At 68.6% G+C, this 16,007-nt stretch carries 15 protein-coding genes; 7 read left to right on the top strand and 8 right to left on the bottom strand.

Annotated elements, in window-relative coordinates:
- Positions 1-201 precede the first annotated feature (201 nt).
- On the bottom strand, positions 202-342 hold the full coding sequence (locus tag CFB40_RS38560) for a hypothetical protein (protein WP_179255254.1): 141 nt from the start codon (positions 340-342) through the stop codon (positions 202-204).
- 91 nt (positions 343-433) lie between these two features.
- Positions 434-1,354, bottom strand: a complete 921-nt coding sequence (locus CFB40_RS06660; protein ID WP_089430867.1) for a pyridoxal-phosphate dependent enzyme — start codon at positions 1,352-1,354, stop codon at positions 434-436.
- A gap of 165 nt (positions 1,355-1,519) precedes the next feature.
- Between CFB40_RS06660 and CFB40_RS06655 the strand changes: the two genes are divergently transcribed.
- Both CFB40_RS06655 and CFB40_RS06650 read left to right on the top strand, forming a co-directional pair.
- Positions 1,520-2,440 carry a LysR family transcriptional regulator gene (locus tag CFB40_RS06655; protein ID WP_089430866.1) on the top strand — a complete coding sequence of 307 codons (921 nt, stop codon included), beginning with the start codon at positions 1,520-1,522 and terminating at the stop codon, positions 2,438-2,440.
- 732 nt (positions 2,441-3,172) lie between these two features.
- Complete coding sequence (locus CFB40_RS06650; RefSeq protein WP_089424973.1) at positions 3,173-4,378, top strand: MFS transporter; 1,206 nt, start codon at positions 3,173-3,175, stop codon at positions 4,376-4,378.
- A 225-nt stretch (positions 4,379-4,603) separates the two neighbouring features.
- On the opposite strand, the gene CFB40_RS37800 is transcribed toward CFB40_RS06650, so the two are convergent.
- Positions 4,604-4,852 carry a hypothetical protein gene (locus tag CFB40_RS37800; protein ID WP_143329816.1) on the bottom strand — a complete coding sequence of 83 codons (249 nt, stop codon included), beginning with the start codon at positions 4,850-4,852 and terminating at the stop codon, positions 4,604-4,606.
- A 121-nt stretch (positions 4,853-4,973) separates the two neighbouring features.
- Between CFB40_RS37800 and CFB40_RS06645 the strand changes: the two genes are divergently transcribed.
- From CFB40_RS06645 to CFB40_RS06630, 4 genes are read left to right on the top strand one after another with little or no spacing between them, the layout of a single operon-like run.
- Positions 4,974-5,459 (top strand): Csu type fimbrial protein, encoded by a 486-nt coding sequence (locus CFB40_RS06645; protein ID WP_373452675.1) that lies wholly within the window; start codon positions 4,974-4,976, stop codon positions 5,457-5,459.
- A gap of 15 nt (positions 5,460-5,474) precedes the next feature.
- On the top strand, positions 5,475-6,194 hold the full coding sequence (locus CFB40_RS06640) for a fimbrial biogenesis chaperone (protein ID WP_089430865.1): 720 nt from the start codon (positions 5,475-5,477) through the stop codon (positions 6,192-6,194).
- A gap of 7 nt (positions 6,195-6,201) precedes the next feature.
- Entirely contained in the window at positions 6,202-8,586 is a 2,385-nt protein-coding gene (locus CFB40_RS06635) for a fimbria/pilus outer membrane usher protein (protein ID WP_089430864.1), read from the top strand.
- Entirely contained in the window at positions 8,583-9,545 is a 963-nt protein-coding gene (locus CFB40_RS06630; protein WP_089430863.1) for a Csu type fimbrial protein, read from the top strand. Before CFB40_RS06635 ends, CFB40_RS06630 begins: the two co-directional genes overlap by 4 nt.
- 33 nt (positions 9,546-9,578) lie before the next feature.
- Here CFB40_RS06630 and CFB40_RS06625 read toward each other — a convergent pair whose 3' ends face one another.
- The 4 genes from CFB40_RS06625 to CFB40_RS06610 all read right to left on the bottom strand — a co-directional run bounded on the left by CFB40_RS06625 (position 9,579) and on the right by CFB40_RS06610 (position 13,647).
- Positions 9,579-9,866, bottom strand: coding sequence for a hypothetical protein (locus CFB40_RS06625; protein WP_143329815.1), 288 nt, complete (start codon positions 9,864-9,866; stop codon positions 9,579-9,581).
- A 104-nt stretch (positions 9,867-9,970) separates the two neighbouring features.
- Positions 9,971-10,993, bottom strand: coding sequence for a histone deacetylase family protein (locus CFB40_RS06620; protein ID WP_089430861.1), 1,023 nt, complete (start codon positions 10,991-10,993; stop codon positions 9,971-9,973).
- Positions 10,994-11,033: 40 nt separating this feature from the next.
- On the bottom strand, positions 11,034-12,305 hold the full coding sequence (locus CFB40_RS06615; protein ID WP_089430860.1) for a Zn-dependent hydrolase: 1,272 nt from the start codon (positions 12,303-12,305) through the stop codon (positions 11,034-11,036).
- A gap of 31 nt (positions 12,306-12,336) precedes the next feature.
- Positions 12,337-13,647, bottom strand: coding sequence for an MFS transporter (locus CFB40_RS06610; protein WP_089424965.1), 1,311 nt, complete (start codon positions 13,645-13,647; stop codon positions 12,337-12,339).
- 188 nt (positions 13,648-13,835) lie between these two features.
- On the opposite strand from CFB40_RS06610, the gene CFB40_RS06605 reads away from it, so the two are divergent.
- Complete coding sequence (locus tag CFB40_RS06605; RefSeq protein WP_069256256.1) at positions 13,836-14,792, top strand: LysR family transcriptional regulator; 957 nt, start codon at positions 13,836-13,838, stop codon at positions 14,790-14,792.
- 58 nt (positions 14,793-14,850) lie between these two features.
- On the opposite strand, the gene CFB40_RS06600 is transcribed toward CFB40_RS06605, so the two are convergent.
- The gene (locus CFB40_RS06600) at positions 14,851-15,921 is read right to left on the bottom strand and encodes a porin (RefSeq protein WP_089430859.1); all 1,071 of its coding nucleotides are present in this window, start codon (positions 15,919-15,921) and stop codon (positions 14,851-14,853) included.
- Positions 15,922-16,007 lie beyond the last annotated feature (86 nt).

Genomic DNA, 16,007 nt, shown 5'->3' with positions numbered 1-16,007 from the left:
GGGAATCTCAGCGCCGCCGGCTGCATACCCGTTGTGTCGCTGACGTTGCTTCGATGCTTCGCGACGGTGTATGCGTAGCCGATGCCGACGTTCGCCGGGATCGACTGCCGTCCGGCCGTCATCCGACAGGCCGGCTAGCGCCGGCCGCCCCCGCCTTCTGCAACATCGCACGCAGCGTCTGCATCGGCTCGATGCTCAATGTCACGCGCCGCAGATGATCGCGGCGATATCCGCCGTCGACCGCCATCCGACCATCCCACGGCAGACTTGCTTGCCGCCGGCCCCTCTCGCCTTCTGCAACGCCGCACGCAGCGTCTGCATCGGCTCGGCGATGGCCGTCACGTCATCACAGACGATCGCAGAGATATCCGTCGTCGACGTCGACCTCCACCCAGCCGTCCCACGACAAACCGGCTGGCGCCGGCCGCCCCGCCTACCGCAACGTCGCACGCAGCGTCTGCATCTGCTCGACGGTCGCCGTCACGCCGCCGCAGACGATCACGGCGATCTCCTTCGCCGACGCGAGCCCGGCCACTGGCCGCTCGAGCGCGGCCAGCGCGGCGCCGCACGCGGGCTCGACGACGATCCGGTGCTCGTCGAGGAAACGCAGCGAGGCGGCCACCGCCTCGGCATCGGACACGACAACCGGGTGAATCTCGTGTCGCGCGGCCCACTCGACCGCCGCGTCGCACGGCCGCTTCGCGCCGAGCGACGTCGCGATGCTCGTGATTGCCGGCAATTCGACCCCATGCCCCTGCGCGAGCGAGCGCGCATAGCAGTCGGCGCCTTCCGTTTCGGCCGCGACCACCGGCACGTCGTGCCAGCCGTTGCGCGCCAGCCCTTCGAGCACGCCACACAGCAGCCCGCCGCCGCCGACCGCGAGCACGATCGCGTCGGGCTTCGGGCCGGCCGCCGCGATCTCGTCGATCATCGTCGCGTGGCCCTGCCACAGCACGCGATCGTCGAACGGATGCACGAACGCATCATGCTCGCCGAGCGCCGACTGCGCGAACGCATTCGCCTCGGCCCAGCTCGCCCCGTGCACGACGAGCTCGGCGCCCTCGACGCGGATCAGCTCGCGTGCACGGGCCGACGCGCTTTCCGGTACGACGACGAGCACCGGCACGCCGAGCTCGCGGCCGCAATACGCGACCGCGATGCCCGCGTTGCCGCCCGACGACGACACGAAGCGCCGCGCGCCGGCCGCGTGCCGCGCTTCGCAGACGGCGCCGATGCCGCGCAGCTTGAACGAGCCCGACGGCTGCAGCGCATCGAGCTTCAGCCGGATGGTCCTGCCGAGCCGGCGGGATGCGATTGGCGAGCAAAGATAAGGGGTCGGGATATGAAGCGGCATGGGGCGGGACCAATGGAAACGGAGGGAAACGGGGGAACGCACGCGACGTGCAACGGCGAGCGGCAATGACGGTCATCGTACGGCACGCCTCCCATGCTTTCCAATACCATCGAATGGCGTTTGCTATGCTCGACAGGTATATTGATAAACCTGAAAGGATGCCGCATGCGCCAGATCGAATTGCGTCACCTGCGCTACTTCGTGGCCGTCGCGCAAGCCGGCAGCGTGATGGCCGGCGCGCGCGCGGCCGGCATCGTCCAGCCCGCGCTGTCGCGACAGATCCGCGAGCTCGAGGACGCGATCGGCACGCCGCTGCTGGTGCGCCGCGCAACGGGCGTCACGCTCACGGCGGCCGGCGCCAGCTTCCTGCAGGACGCGACCGGCCTGCTCGCGACGCTGCAGGACAGCCGTGAGCGCGCGCTGCGCAGCGCGGCCGGCCAGCTGGGCGAGTTGCGGCTCGGTGCGTTGCCGAACTGCCTGCCGCTGCCCGTCGTCGGCACCGTCCTCAAGGCGTTTCGCGACGCGTGCCCGGACGTGAAGCTGTCGATCGCGCCGATGCTGTCGGCCGAACAGGCGAATGCGCTGATGCGCGGCCAGCTCGACGGCGGGATCATGGCGTGGCGTCAGGACGAGGCGCCGCACCTGTCGGGCGTGCGGCTGCTGAGCGACCGCTTCGTGCTCGCGATGCCCGCGCCGCCGGGCGGACGCTCCACCGCGCCGCGCACGCTGGCCGACGTCGCGAACGAACCGTTCGTCTGGTTCGACGCGCAGCGCTCCGCCGCGCACCACCGATTCCTGATGGCGCAGTGCCAGCAGGCCGGCTTCACGCCGCGCATCGCGCAGGTCGGCAGCGACATTCCGACGTTGATCGGCCTCGTCGCGGCCGGGATGGGCTGTGCATTCGTGCCGGAAAGCGCGTCGCCGACCTGCCCGCACACGGTCCGGCTCGTCGCGCTCGACGAACTCGCGCGCCGCTTCGACATCGAGTTCGTGTTCGACGGTGCGGCCGTGCCCCCGTCGCCCGTCGTCGCGCGGTTTCTCGAGGCCGTGCGTGATGCGACCGGCGAAGCGAGCGAAGCGGGCTGAGCGGACAGCAGGTGCGGCGACCTCACCCGGCACTTGAGCGACCCGATTCGCGATGCCGAATGACGGGCGCAATCCCCTCTCGCCCAACTGTCGCTTCGACTGCCGAAACACGCTAAACAACCGCATCTTTTCCACGAAAATTCTTACAAAACGACGACACCGGACGCCTCAGCACCGGTGTTTTTAAATTGGCACCAAAAACGGCCGTTTAACGTCGCTTCGAATTGTCATGGTGCGAAATATACTGCGCGCGCATCCAACCCTCGTGCCAAAGAGAGGATGCGTTTCCGCCCCGGTCACGGTCCCCCTGTGATCGGGGCTTTTTTTGGCCGCGGGCCTTGTCTGCAAAGGGTTTTCGGCGACGATGCGAGATTCGCCTGGCGTGATGCCGACCGCCTGCTCGGCCCGTCCGATCCGCACGGCCACCCATCGCCGGGAAGTCGGTGGGCGGCTTCCCGCTCATCCGGCGGGAGCGAGCGTCAGCCCGCGTCGAAGCGCCGGTGGATCGCGATCTCCCGCCCTGAAGCCGCATGCCGACCTTTACAAATATCTTTCACAAAAACATCGCTTTCGCTCGCCCCATCGCCGGGCTTCAAGCGCTCGCTGCATTGTTGACATGAAATCAAGATAATTTCGTCCGGACCCGGCTTTTTCCGCAAAAGTCATGCAGGCACACTTCACCCTGTCCTCAACGGCCCCTGCCGTTGTCCCTCGACTACAGGAGCCCATCGCGTGAAGATCACGACTTCCTCTCCTTCCCGCCCGGGTGGCAGCGCCGCGCTGCCGCTGCTGGCACTCGCCGCCGGTGCGTTCGGCATCGGCACGACCGAGTTCTCGCCGATGGGCCTGCTGCCCGTGATCGCCGACGGCGTGCACGTGTCGATTCCGCAAGCCGGCATGCTGATCAGCGCCTATGCGATCGGCGTGATGGTCGGCGCGCCGCTGATGACGCTGCTGCTCGCGCGCTGGTCGCGCCGCTCGGCGCTGATCGCGCTGATGTCGATCTTCACGATCGGCAACCTGCTGTCGGCGTTCGCGCCGGACTACACGACGCTGCTGCTCGCCCGCCTCGTGACGAGCCTCAACCATGGCGCCTTCTTCGGACTGGGCTCGGTGGTCGCGGCCAGCCTCGTGCCGCGCGAGAAGCAGGCCAGCGCGGTCGCGACGATGTTCATGGGTCTCACGATCGCGAACGTCGGCGGCGTGCCGGCCGCGACCTGGCTCGGCCAGATCATCGGCTGGCGCATGTCGTTCGCGGCGACCGCGGGCCTCGGCCTGGTTGCGATCGCCGGGCTGTTCGCCGCGCTGCCGAAGGGCGAAGCCGGCAAGATGCCCGACCTGCGCGCCGAACTCTCGGTGCTGACGCGCCCCGTCGTGCTCGGCGCGCTCGGGACGACCGTGCTCGGCGCCGGCGCGATGTTCACGCTCTACACGTATGTCGCGCCGACGCTCGAACACCTGACCGGCGCGACGCCCGGCTTCGTGACCGCGATGCTGGTGCTGATCGGCGTCGGCTTCTCGATCGGCAACATCGCGGGCGGGCGCCTCGCCGACCGCTCGCTCGACGGCACGCTGATCGGGTTCCTGCTGTTGCTGATCGCGACGATGGCCGCGTTCCCGGTGCTCGCCCGCACGCATGCGGGCGCCGCCGTCACGCTGCTCGTGTGGGGTGTCGCGACGTTCGCGGTCGTGCCGCCGCTGCAGATGCGCGTGATGCGGGCAGCCCACGAAGCGCCGGGCCTCGCGTCGGCCGTCAACATCGGCGCGTTCAACCTCGGCAACGCGCTCGGCGCCGCGGCCGGCGGCGCGGCGCTCTCGGCGGGCTTCGGCTATGCGGCCGTGCCGCTCGTCGGCGGACTGATCGCCGCGGCCGGGCTCGCACTCGTGTTCGTGCAGATCGCGCAGCAGCGCCGCGCACCGGCCGCCGCGAATTCGTAATCGCGACTCGTCGCGCCGGTCATGCGCGACGGGCAGCCGCACGTGGGGCGAACACACTCACGGCCGCGCAATGCGGCCGTCTTCGTTTTCACTCGTCAATGCCGATTCACCGATTCGCCAATCATAAAAATCGGGAAATTCGGCACATCTTGCATCGCTGAAAAATCCGATTCATTAACGGAAAACTGAAAACGATCCAATCTGCCTGAACGATTCAATGCCTGCCTATTTCGCTTCACCGGGCATTTCAGTCAACCATTCCGCATCGGCCGTTTCAATCCACTGCGTCAATCGGAAAAATCGCTTCGCACCCCGCCAAAGCCGCGAAACTATTGCCGCATCACAGGAAAATCTTTCGCTCGCGCCGCACGAGAGAAAATCGAAAACCGTAATGTTTTCCGGCTTTATTCCATCGACTCCCGGCTTTACTGTAACAAAATGAAACAGCCCGAACATTGCGATTGAAAGACTCATCAATTCGTATCAGCATTCGCAATGCCGTGGCATGCGAAGCGCGGCATAAATCCAATGAAAAACCGCTCGATGAGGGATCCGTGTGAAAGTCGCCATCGCTTCCACGACATTGTCGCTCGCGCTGTCAATCGGCCTGTCGACACCTGCCGCCGACGCAGCCACGTATTCGAACGGCACTGCGACCGCCACCTTCAACGTCACGCTGACACTGCAGCCGAACTGCACGATCGCCGCGAACCCGCTGGCCTTCGGCACCAACGGGGTGCTGGCCACGGCAATCAACCAGCAGACGACCGTCAGCGTCACCTGTACCAACACGACACCGTACAACGTCGGCCTCGACGCGGGCTCGGTCACGGGTTCGAGCGTCGCGAGCCGCCTGATGGCCGGCACGTCGACCGGCAACACGACGACGACCGTCGGCTTCCAGCTCTACCAGGACGCCGGGCGCACGACGATCTGGGGCAACACGCAAGGCACGAACACCGTGGCCGGCACCGGCACGGGCGCCGCGCAGGCGTTGACCGTCTACGGCCAGGTGCCCGCGCAGGCGACGCCGAAGCCGGATACCTATCAGACGACCGTCACCGCAACCGTCTACTTCTGACCGGCGCAGCAACGCATGACCGCATTACGTCGAACGCTCGCCGCGCTGCTGTGCGCGGCCGGCACCGCGCACGCCGCGTCGCTGCAGATTTCCCCCGTCACGATCGAATTCGGCACCGACGACACGGCCACCGGCATCACGCTGCGCAATCCGGGCGAGCGCCCGGTGTACGGGCAGGTGCGCGTGTTCCGCTGGGACCAGGCCGACGGCCAGGACACGCTGACGCCCACCCAGGATCTGGTCGCGAGCCCGCCGCTGATCGAGGTCGGCATGCAGTCCGAGCAGCTGATCCGCGTCGTGCGCGCGGCGCGCACGCCTTCCGGCATCGAGCAGAGCTACCGGCTGCTGATCGACGAGCTGCCGCAGCCCGGCGAAGCGCCGACCAACGGCGTGTCGATCCGGCTGCGCTATTCGATTCCGGTGTTCGTCGAGCCCGCGGCCGACGGCGCGCCGCAGCTCGACTGGGCGCTGCTGCGCAGCAACGGCGGCTGGGTGCTGCGGGTGCGCAACGGCGGCGCGCGCCGCGCGCAGCTCGCGTCGGTCGAGCTCGTGACCGGCGACGGCCACGCGTACCCGCTCACGCGCGGATTGCTCGGCTACGCGCTCGCGGGCCGCACGGGCCAGTGGAGCGTGCCGCTGCCGGCCGGCGTCACGCTCGGCGGCAAGGTCACGGTGCGGGCGGCCGTCAATTCGCAGCCGGCCAGCGCGGTCGTCACGGTGGAGCCGCCGGGCTAGACCGCCGGTGCGCCGCCCGGCCTCGCCCCCTTCGCCACGCGCCGGCAGGTTCCCCGCCAACGGACGCGAAACGCCGCACCGCTCGCCGCGCGCCGCGCTTGCGGCCATCGTGGCCGGCAGCCTGCTCGTGATCGGCTCGGCCCGCGCGGACGAACCCGCGGCACTCGTGATGACCGACAGCACGCACGACGTGGTCCTCGAAGTCAGTGTCAACGGCGAAAGCACGGCGCTGCTCGCGCACTTCCGCGAGCGCGACGGCCATCTGTCGGCGAGCGGCGCCGACCTGCGCACGATCGGCTTCGCGACCGACCGGCTCGGCATCGCCGATGCGGCGACCGTCGATCTCGACACGATTCCCGGCCTGCGCTACCGCTACGACGCGGCACGCCAGAGCGTCGACCTGCAGCTGCCCGACGCGCTGCGCCGCCCGTACGCGGTCGACAGCCGCGCGTTGCCGGCCACGCAGGAGGCCAGCGCGTCGCGCGGCCTCGCGATCAACTACGAGGCGTACGCGCAGACGATCGGCGACCGGCAGTTCTCGCTCTATACCGGCGTGCGCTACTTCGACCCGAACGGCGTGTTCAACACGACGGGCACCGCGTATTTCTACAACGGCCAGCGGCGCTATACGCGCTTCGATACGTCGTGGAGCCGCTCGGACCCGGCACGGCCGAGCACGACGCAGATCGGCGACGCGATCTCGGGATCGCTCGCGTGGACGCGCTCGGTGCGCCTCGGCGGCTTCCAGTGGCGCAGCAACTTCGCGCTGCGGCCCGACCTCGTGACGTTCCCGATTCCGTCGCTCGCGGGCTCCGCCGCCGTGCCGTCGGCGGTCGACCTGTACATCAACAACGTGCGCCAGTACACCGGCAACGTGCCGAGCGGCCCGTTCATCATCCACGACGTGCCGGGCATCACGGGCGCCGGCCAGGCGACCGTCATCACGCGCGACGCGCTCGGGCGCACCGTCGCGACGTCGGTGCCGCTCTACGTCGATACGCGCATGCTGTCCGCCGGGCTGTCGAGCTATTCGTTCGAAGCCGGCTTCCTGCGCCGCAACTACGGGCTGCAGTCGTTCGACTACGACGCGCGGCCGGCCGTCAGCGGCTCGATGCGGCGCGGCGTGACCGATGCGCTGACCATCGAGGGGCATGCGGAAGCAACCGGCGGCATGGTCAACGCCGGCGTCGGCGCCCTGATGCGGCTCGGCTACGCGGGCGTCGTGAGCGGCGCGGTCGCGGGCAGCGCCGGACGCTATCCGGGCACGCAGGTAAGCGTCGGCTACCAGGTGATCGAACCGCGCTTCTCGATCAACGCGCAGACGATCCGCGCGTTCGGCCGCTACGGCGACCTCGCGTCGCGCGACGGCTCGCCGGTGCCGTCGGCGACCGACCAGGCCACGCTCGCGCTGCCGTTCATGCACCGCCAGACGCTGTCGCTCAGCTATATCGGCTTCCGGCTGCCGCAAGGCCCGAGCGCGCGAATCGGCACGGTGTCGTACACGCTGAGCTTCGGCGATCTCGCGTCGGTGAGCGTGAGTGCGTACCGCGACTTCGCGCAGCAGGGTGCGAACGGCGCGTTCGTCTCGCTGAACATCGGGCTCGGCCGCAACACGTCGATCAATACGACCGTCGGCCGGCAGCGCGGCCAGTCGAACTACACCGTCGACGCGAGCCGCCCGCCCGACTACGACGGCGGCTGGGGCTGGGGCGTGCAGACCGGCGGCACGGGCGCGGTGCCGTACCGGCAAGCGCAACTGCGCTATCTGGGCCACGTGGGCGAAGTCATCGCGGCCGCGCAGAACATCGACCGCCAGACCGGCGCGTCGCTCGACGTCAGCGGCGCGCTCGTGTTCATGGACCGCAGCCTGCAGATGTCACGCCGCATCGACGACGGCTTCGCGCTCGTGTCGACCGACGGCGTCGCGGGCATTCCGGTGCTGCACGAGAACCGCGTGATCGGCACGACGGATCGCGCGGGACACCTGCTCGTGCCCGACCTGAACGCGTACCAGAACAACCAGATCGCGATCGACTCGATGAAGCTGCCCGCCGATGCGCGGATCGCCCGGACCTCGATGACGGTCGTGCCGCAGGCGCAATCGGGCGTCGTCGCGCATTTCGGCGTGTCGCGCTATCGCGCGGCGTCGGTCATCCTGCACGACGCGGCCGGCCGCCCGCTGCCGGCCGGCGCGCACGTGCATCACGCGGAAAGCGGCGCGGACACGATCGTCGGCTACGACGGGCTCACGTTCATCGACGGACTGAAGGAGGACAACCATCTCGTGATCGATTACGGCACGCAGCGCTGCGTCGCGACATTCGCGTTCACGGCGCCCGGCAACGGCACGCTGCCGACCCTCGGCCCGCTCACCTGCCGGCCCGCGCCATGAAGTTCGCACTGCTCCTCTTCGTCGCGTTCGCCATGTGGTGCGGCGTGCCGCACGATGCGCAGGCCGAGACGTGCACGGCCACCGCGTCGACGGTGAGCTTCGGCTCGGTCAGCCCGATCTCGCGCGCGTCGGTCGCCGCGACCGGCACCGTCAGCATCACCTGCACGTGGTCGGCCGTCACGCTGACGCCGAACGTGCTCGTGTGCCTGAGTCTCGGCGGCACGAGCCCGCGCAGCCTCGTCAACGGCACCAACGCGATGCAGTACGACCTCTATCTCGATGCCGGGCATTCGGTCGCGTGGGGCTCCATCTACTCCGGCACGACGCCGGCATCGGTGACGCTCGTCAAACCCGCGCTCGGCACGAGCGCGAGCGCCACGGTCACGATCTACGGGCAGATCACCGCGAACCAGCCGACCGTGCCGACGACCGGCAACAGCACGACCCCCTACTCGCAGACGTTCGGCGGCAACACGACATCGATCAACGCGGGGTTCTACCTGCTCGGTGCGCCCACTTGCGCGTCGCTGACGGCGTCGAACGGCACCTTCCCGTTCAGCGCGACCGCCAACGTCATCAACAACTGCAACATCAGCGCGACCAACGTCAGCTTCGGCACCGCGAGCGTGCTGTCGGGCGCGCTCACCGCGACCGGTTCGATCACCGCGCAATGCACCAACGGCGACGCGTGGAAGATCGCGCTGAGCGGCGGCAGCAGCGGCAGCGTGACGGCGCGCCAGATGCAGCGCAGCGGCGGCGGCGGCACGATCGGCTACGGGCTTTACACCGATGCCGCGCGTTCGATCGCGTGGGGAGACGGCACGGGTGGCAGTTCGACGGTCACGGGCGTCGGCACGGGCACCTCGCAGGCCGTGACCGTGTACGGTGCGGTGCCGGCGCAAACGACGCCCGCGCCCGGCAACTACAGTGACACGATCACCGCGACGATCAGTTTCTAGCGCTCAGTGGCATGGGCGAGCGCGCGCGAGCGCTCAGAACGTGACGGTCCAGGTGGGGAGCACGCCCGCGCCGATGCTGCGCGGCGCCGATCGCACGTCGGGCGGCGGCGCGTGACTGAGCACGAACGGCGTACCGTGCGCGCAACTGACGCTCGGCATGTCGGCATCGACGGCCTGCGGCACGCCGGGGCCGATCGTGCAGATTTCGGGAATGGTGAGACTGACGCGCAGCGGGATCGACGGATCGGCCGCGCTGGCGAGCGACCCGACGCCCAGCGCCGCGAGCGCGATCGCACCGCGTCTGATTTGGCCGGCTGTCATCGTTCGGCCCTCCTTCGTGCATCCATCCAGCATATGCGCGAATTATCGGCAGGCGTGCGGAAATCTTGAGTCCGCACGCCTGCGATCGGGCCCCGCGATGACGGTCAGCGCGCGGCGGCGAATCCGCCGAAAAATGCACGCGCGTTCGCGTCGAGGCTGTCGAGGTGATAGCCGCCTTCCTGCACGATCACCGTCGGCAACCCGAGCGCGCCGATCGCGCCGCCGAGCCGGCCGAAGCCGTCGGTCGTGACGGCCACCTGCGATTGCGGATCGTCCTTGTAGATATCGAAGCCGAGCGCGAGCACGAGTGCATCGGGCTCGAACCGCGCAAGCGCGCGCAGCGCGTCGTCGAGCCGCTCGAAGAACGCCGACTCCGGCGCACCGTGCGGCATCGGCAGGTTGAGGTTGAAGCCGTCGCCGGCCCCGGTGCCCGTCTCTTCCTCGTAGCCCGCGACGACCGGGTAGAAATTGGTCGGGTCGCCGTGGATCGACACGTACAGCACGTCGTCGCGGCCGTAGAAGATCTCCTGCACGCCCTGCCCGTGATGCATGTCGGTGTCGAGGATCGCGACCCGGCGATGGCGGCCGAGCAGCGACTGCGCGGCGATCGCCGCATTGTTCAGGTAGCAGAAGCCGCCGGCCGCGTCGCGACGTGCGTGATGGCCGGGCGGCCGGCACAGCGCGTAGGCCTCGCGCGCGCCGTCGTTGACGTCGGCCGCGGCCGCCAGCGCGCCCTGCGCGGACCAGTATGCGGCGCGCCACGTGTTCGCGCCGACCGGGCAGCTGCCGTCGGCGAGGTAGCGCGCGGCTTTCGCGAGCACGCCGCGCAGCGGGTTCGGGTCGCGCACGAACACGTTCGACATCACTTCGTCGCCCCAGTCGTCGGGCATCTGCTTCCAGTCGCGATGCGCTTCTTCCAGGAAGCGCAGGTAGTTCATGTCGTGCACGGCCGCGATCGGCGCGGTGCCGCGGTCGGCCGGCTCGCGCACGTCGAAGTCGAGCGAGCGCACGGCCGCGACGAGCCGCGCCGCGCGCTCGGGTACTTCCTGCGGCTCACGCATCTGGCCGCGCGACAGGTAGCTGCGCGGATGGTGCAGCAACTGCTCGGGATGGAAATAGGTTTTCATCGTTCGCCCTCGTCGGTTTTCGAATTATCGGTTCGCCGCGTCATGCGTGCTGCGCGGCGGCCGTCACGGCAACGCCCGCCGCGACGCCGGCGCGCGCGAGCACCGCATGAAGCAGCACGTTCGTGCCGCGCGTCACGTCATCCGGCAGCGCATCCTCGGCTTCGTTGTGCGACAGGCCGTCGACGCACGGGATGAACACCATCGCGGTCGGCACGCAACGCGCGAGCAGGATCGCGTCGTGCCCGGCGCCGCTGACGATCCGCTCGTTCGTATAGCCGAACGCGGCGGCCGCCTGCGCGACCTGTTCGACGCAGTCGCGGTCGAACGGCGTCGCCGGGCTGCGCCAGCAGGTCTCAATCGCGACCTGCACGCCACGCGCGGCGGCGACACGCGTGCACGCCTCGCGCAAGTCGCGCTCCATCGCATCGACTTGCGCATCGTCGTGATGGCGGAGGTCGACCGTGAACGTCACGTCGCCCGCTATGGTGTTGCGCGATGCGTTGCGGATGCCGACCTGGCCGATCGTCGCGAGCCCGCGCGGCGGATAAGCGGCGACGATCCGTTCGAGTTCGAGCGCCATCTGCGCGCTCGCGAAATACGCGTCCTTGCGATACGGCATCGGCGTCGTGCCCGCATGCGCGGCCACGCCCGTCACCGTCACGTCGAGCCAGCGGATCGCCTGTCCGCCCGTGACGATGCCGATCGTCGTGCCGTTCGCCTCGAGCACGGGGCCCTGTTCGATATGCGCCTCAAAGTACGCATCGACCGCGCCGCCCGCCGCACGCGCGCCGCGATAGCCGCATGCGTCGAGCGCCACGCCGAGCGTGACGCCGTCGGCGTCCTGCTTCGCGAGCGCTTCGTCGAGCGGCAACGCGCCCGTGAACACGGCCGAGCCGAGCATCGCCGGCGCGAAGCGCGCGCCCTCCTCGTTGGTCCAGGACACGATCTCGAGCGGCTTGTCGGTCGCGATGCCGGCGTCGTTCAGCGTGCGCACGAGTTCGAGCGCGGCGAGCACGCCATAGACGCCATCGAAGCGGCCGCCTTCGGGCTGCGTGTCGAGATGGCTGCCGATCAGCACAGGCGCTGCCTGCGCATCGATGCCGTTGCGCCGCGCGAACAGGTTGCCGACGGCGTCGACGCTCACCGTCATCCCCGCGTCGCGACACCACTGCGCGAACAGGTCGCGCCCGCGACGATCGTCGTCGGTGAGCGCGAGGCGTCGCACGCCGCCGCGCGGCGTCGCGCCGACACGCGCCATGTCCGCCAGGCTCTGCCACAAACGGGCGCCGTCGATTTCCAGCAGGTCTTTCATGTGCACTCCGGATGAATTCGTTCGTTGAGGGTCACTGCGAGCCGAGCGCTTCGGCGGCGGCCGGCCGTGCCGCGCGGCGTGCGTCGAGCGCGACGATGCACAGCAGCGAGATGCCGGCGAGACACGTGTAGAACACCGCGAGCGGCCACCACTGGCCCGCGAAGCGATGCGCGAGCCACGTGCCGACCAGCGGCGTCAGCCCGCCCGCGATCGCACCGCAAACCTGGTAGGCGAGCGAGATCGCCGAATAGCGCACGTGCGCGGGGAACACGTCGCTGACGAAACCCGCGATCACCGAATAGAAGCCGGCCATGCAGACGACCGCGAGCGCGATGCCCGCGATCAGCGACGCGGACGTGCCGCCCTGCACGAGCATGAACATCGGATACGGCGACAGCATCGCGAGCAGCGCCGCGAGCTTCAGGAAGCGCGCGCCGCCGATGCGCTCGGCGATCCATGCGGCGATCGGCTGCGCGACGAACTGGATGATCGCGACCGCGAACAGGCTGTCGAGGATCAGCGAGCGCGACACGCCGACGTACTGCGTCGTGTACGCGATCATGAACGTGTTCGTGAAATAGACGCCCGCGATGCCGATCGTGTTCGCGCCGATGCAGAGCGCCACGAGCCCCGACGCGGAGCGGAACACTTCCGCGACCGGCAGCTTCACCGTGCGGTGGGCTTCCTTTACACGCGCGAATTCCGGCGACTCGTTCACGCCGAGCCGGATCAGGATGCCGACCACGAGCAGCACCGAACTCGCGAGAAACGGCAGACGCCAGCCCCACGCGAGGAAGTCGGCCTTGTCCATCGACGTGACCGCGCGGAACGCGATCAGCGACAGGATCAGCCCAGCCGGGCTGCCGAGCTGCGCGAACGACGCGAAGAACGTGCGACGCCCCTGCGGCGCATGCTCGCCCGCCATCAGCACCGCACCGCCCCATTCGCCGCCGACCGCGATCCCCTGCACCACGCGCAGCGCGACGAGCAGCACCGGCGCGAGCATGCCGACCTTCGAATAGTCGGGCAGCAGCCCGACGCAGACGGTCGCGACGCCCATCATCATCAGCGTCGTCATCAACGCCTTCTTGCGGCCGATTCGATCGCCGAGATGGCCGAAGATCACGCCGCCGAGCGGCCGGGCGAAGAAGCCGACCGCGAACGTCGCGAACGACGCCATCGTGCTGACGAAGCGGTCATGCGACGGGAAATAGAGTTCGCCGAACACGAGCGCGGCGGCGGTCGCGTAGATGTAGAAGTCGTACCACTCGATCATCGTGCCGATGAATGCGGCCGTCGCGGCGCGCGCCGGCTGGCGGGCGGAAGAAAGGGACTGGGTCATGCGGGCTCCTGATGCGCGCCGCTGCGGGCGACGCACAATTCGTGTGACGGCCGTCTGTCGCGGCCTTGCGCCGCACGCTGCGGCACCCCTCCTTTATCGGTGACCGCAAATCATTAGTCAAATTTCAAGTTATTATTCGCCGTATAAATTCAGCTAATACCCACCTTGACGGCTCGCCCGGAGACCCGATGCGCCCCGACCTCGCCCCGTTCCTGAACGACCGCCTCGACTGGAACCTGTTGCGCACCTATCTCGTGATCATCCAGGAACGCAGCGTGAGCCGCGCGGCCGCGCGCCTGCACGTCACGCAGCCTGCGGTGAGCCAGGCCTTGCGGCGGCTCGAGGACACGCTCGAGCGCAAGCTGATCGAGCGGCGCGGCACGCACTTCGCGCCGACGCCTGCCGGCGAAGCCGTCTACCGGATCGCGAGCGACATCTACGGCGGCATCTCGCGCCTCGAGACCGAAATCGACGACAGCACCGCCGACCTGACCGGATCGATCCGGCTGCTGACGGTGAGCCGCATCGAGTCGCCCGTCTACGATGAATTCCTCGCGGACTTCCATCGTGCGTACCCGCGCATCGATCTGCAGATCGAAGTGATGCGCTCGTCGGACATTCTGTCTTCGCTGCTGCAGAAAACGGCCACGGCCGGGCTCGGCCTGTGCCGCACGCCGCACGACAAGCTGGAGATGCGCTGCTTCCTGCGCCAGCGCTATGCGATCTACTGCGGCCGCCATCACCGGCTGTTCGGGCAGACGCAACTGCGGATGGACGACCTGCTCGCCGAGAATTTCGTGTCGTTCACGAGCGACCAGATCGGCGACAGCCTGTCGCCGCTCACCGTGTTTCGCGACCAGCGGGGCTTCACGGGGCGCATCGTCGCGTCGTCACCAAGCCTCGAGGAAGTGCGGCGGCTGATCTTCGCCGGCTACGGGATCGGCTGCCTGCCCGAGCACATCGTGCGCGACGACATCGCCCAGCAGCGACTGTGGCGGCTGCCGCCCGACGACGGGCTCGTCGATGTCGACGTGTTCCTGCTGTGGCATCGCGATCGCAAGATGAACGCGGCGGAGCACGCGTTTCTCGACGCGATGGAGCGCTGCATGCAGCGCTATTCGCTGGCGGAGCGGTTGGGGAAGTAGCCGCGCGAACGCGCCCGCGAAATGCACGGGGCGCGCACGGCCATGCGCGTCGGCCTCGTCAGAACCGATGCACGATCCCCAGCTGCACACCCCGTGCATTCGCCCCCGGATACGCGAGCGGCAGGCCGGGGTTCGCCGCGCCGGCAAGCGTATAGCCGGCCTGCTTGCGGTTGCGCAGGTACGACAGCGCACCGTAGAAGCTCGTGCGCTTCGACAGGTCGTACTCGTACATCAGCCCGACCTGGTCCGCATGGTTGCCCTGCGACGACTGGTCGTGCAGATACGCGTAGCCGAGCGCTACGTAGTTCGCCGGATTGAACTGGTATTTGACCGACAGCCCGTACACGCGCGAATCGATGCCGAGGTCGGCCCACTTCACCGCGGAGAAGCCGCCGTACACGGTGGCCTTGCCGATCTCGTACGACGCGCCGGCCATGATCGTGCGATCGGTGGTGGTCGCCGTCGCGTTCTTCAGCCACTGGCCCGCGACGAACGCGCCGAACGGCCCGTGTTCGTAGGTCAGGTCGAACTGCTGGCTCGAGCCTGCCGAGCGCACGCCGCCCGCATCGCCGAACCCGAAATACAGCCCACCCTGGAAGCCGGCGATCTCCGGGCTCTGGTACGACAGCGTATTGCTGGTGCGGAACGCGAACACGGTCAGGTTGTCCATGCCGGACGCCTGCGTGACGCCGCCGAACGCATCCTGTCCGCCCTGGTCGTTGAACAGCGGCGAATTCTGGCGGCCCGCGCGCACCTTGCCCCACTGCCCCGCGATGCCGACCCATGCCTGCCGGTTGAACAGGCTGCCCGCACTCGCGAGCGAACCGTTGTTCGGATTGAAGCCGTTCTCCAGCGCGAACTCGATCTTCTGCCCACCGCCGAGATCCTCGCCGCCCTTCAGCCCGAACCGGCTGCCCCACTGGCCGCCCGAATTGATCGCCGCCGTGTAGCCGTTGCCCGTATTCACGTACTGCGCGAATTCGTCGATCACGCCGTACAGCGTGACGCCGTCCTGCGCGAACGCGGCGCCCGGTCCGGCGACGCACGCCACCGCGACCGTCATGCGAAGACCGGCGTGCACCATCCGCGCCCGGGAATCGCTTCCGCGCGCTATCGTTTGTTTAGTCATACTATTCAATGGTCAGAGAATGAAACGACACCGGGCGCGGCAGTCGCGCCGCACCGGCATCGCGGAAAAGAAAACGTGGGGAAGAA

The sequence above is a fragment of the Burkholderia sp. AU31652 genome (assembly GCF_002223155.1).
Lineage (GTDB): Bacteria > Pseudomonadota > Gammaproteobacteria > Burkholderiales > Burkholderiaceae > Burkholderia.
This window is presented reverse-complemented; position numbering and strand designations above follow the sequence as displayed.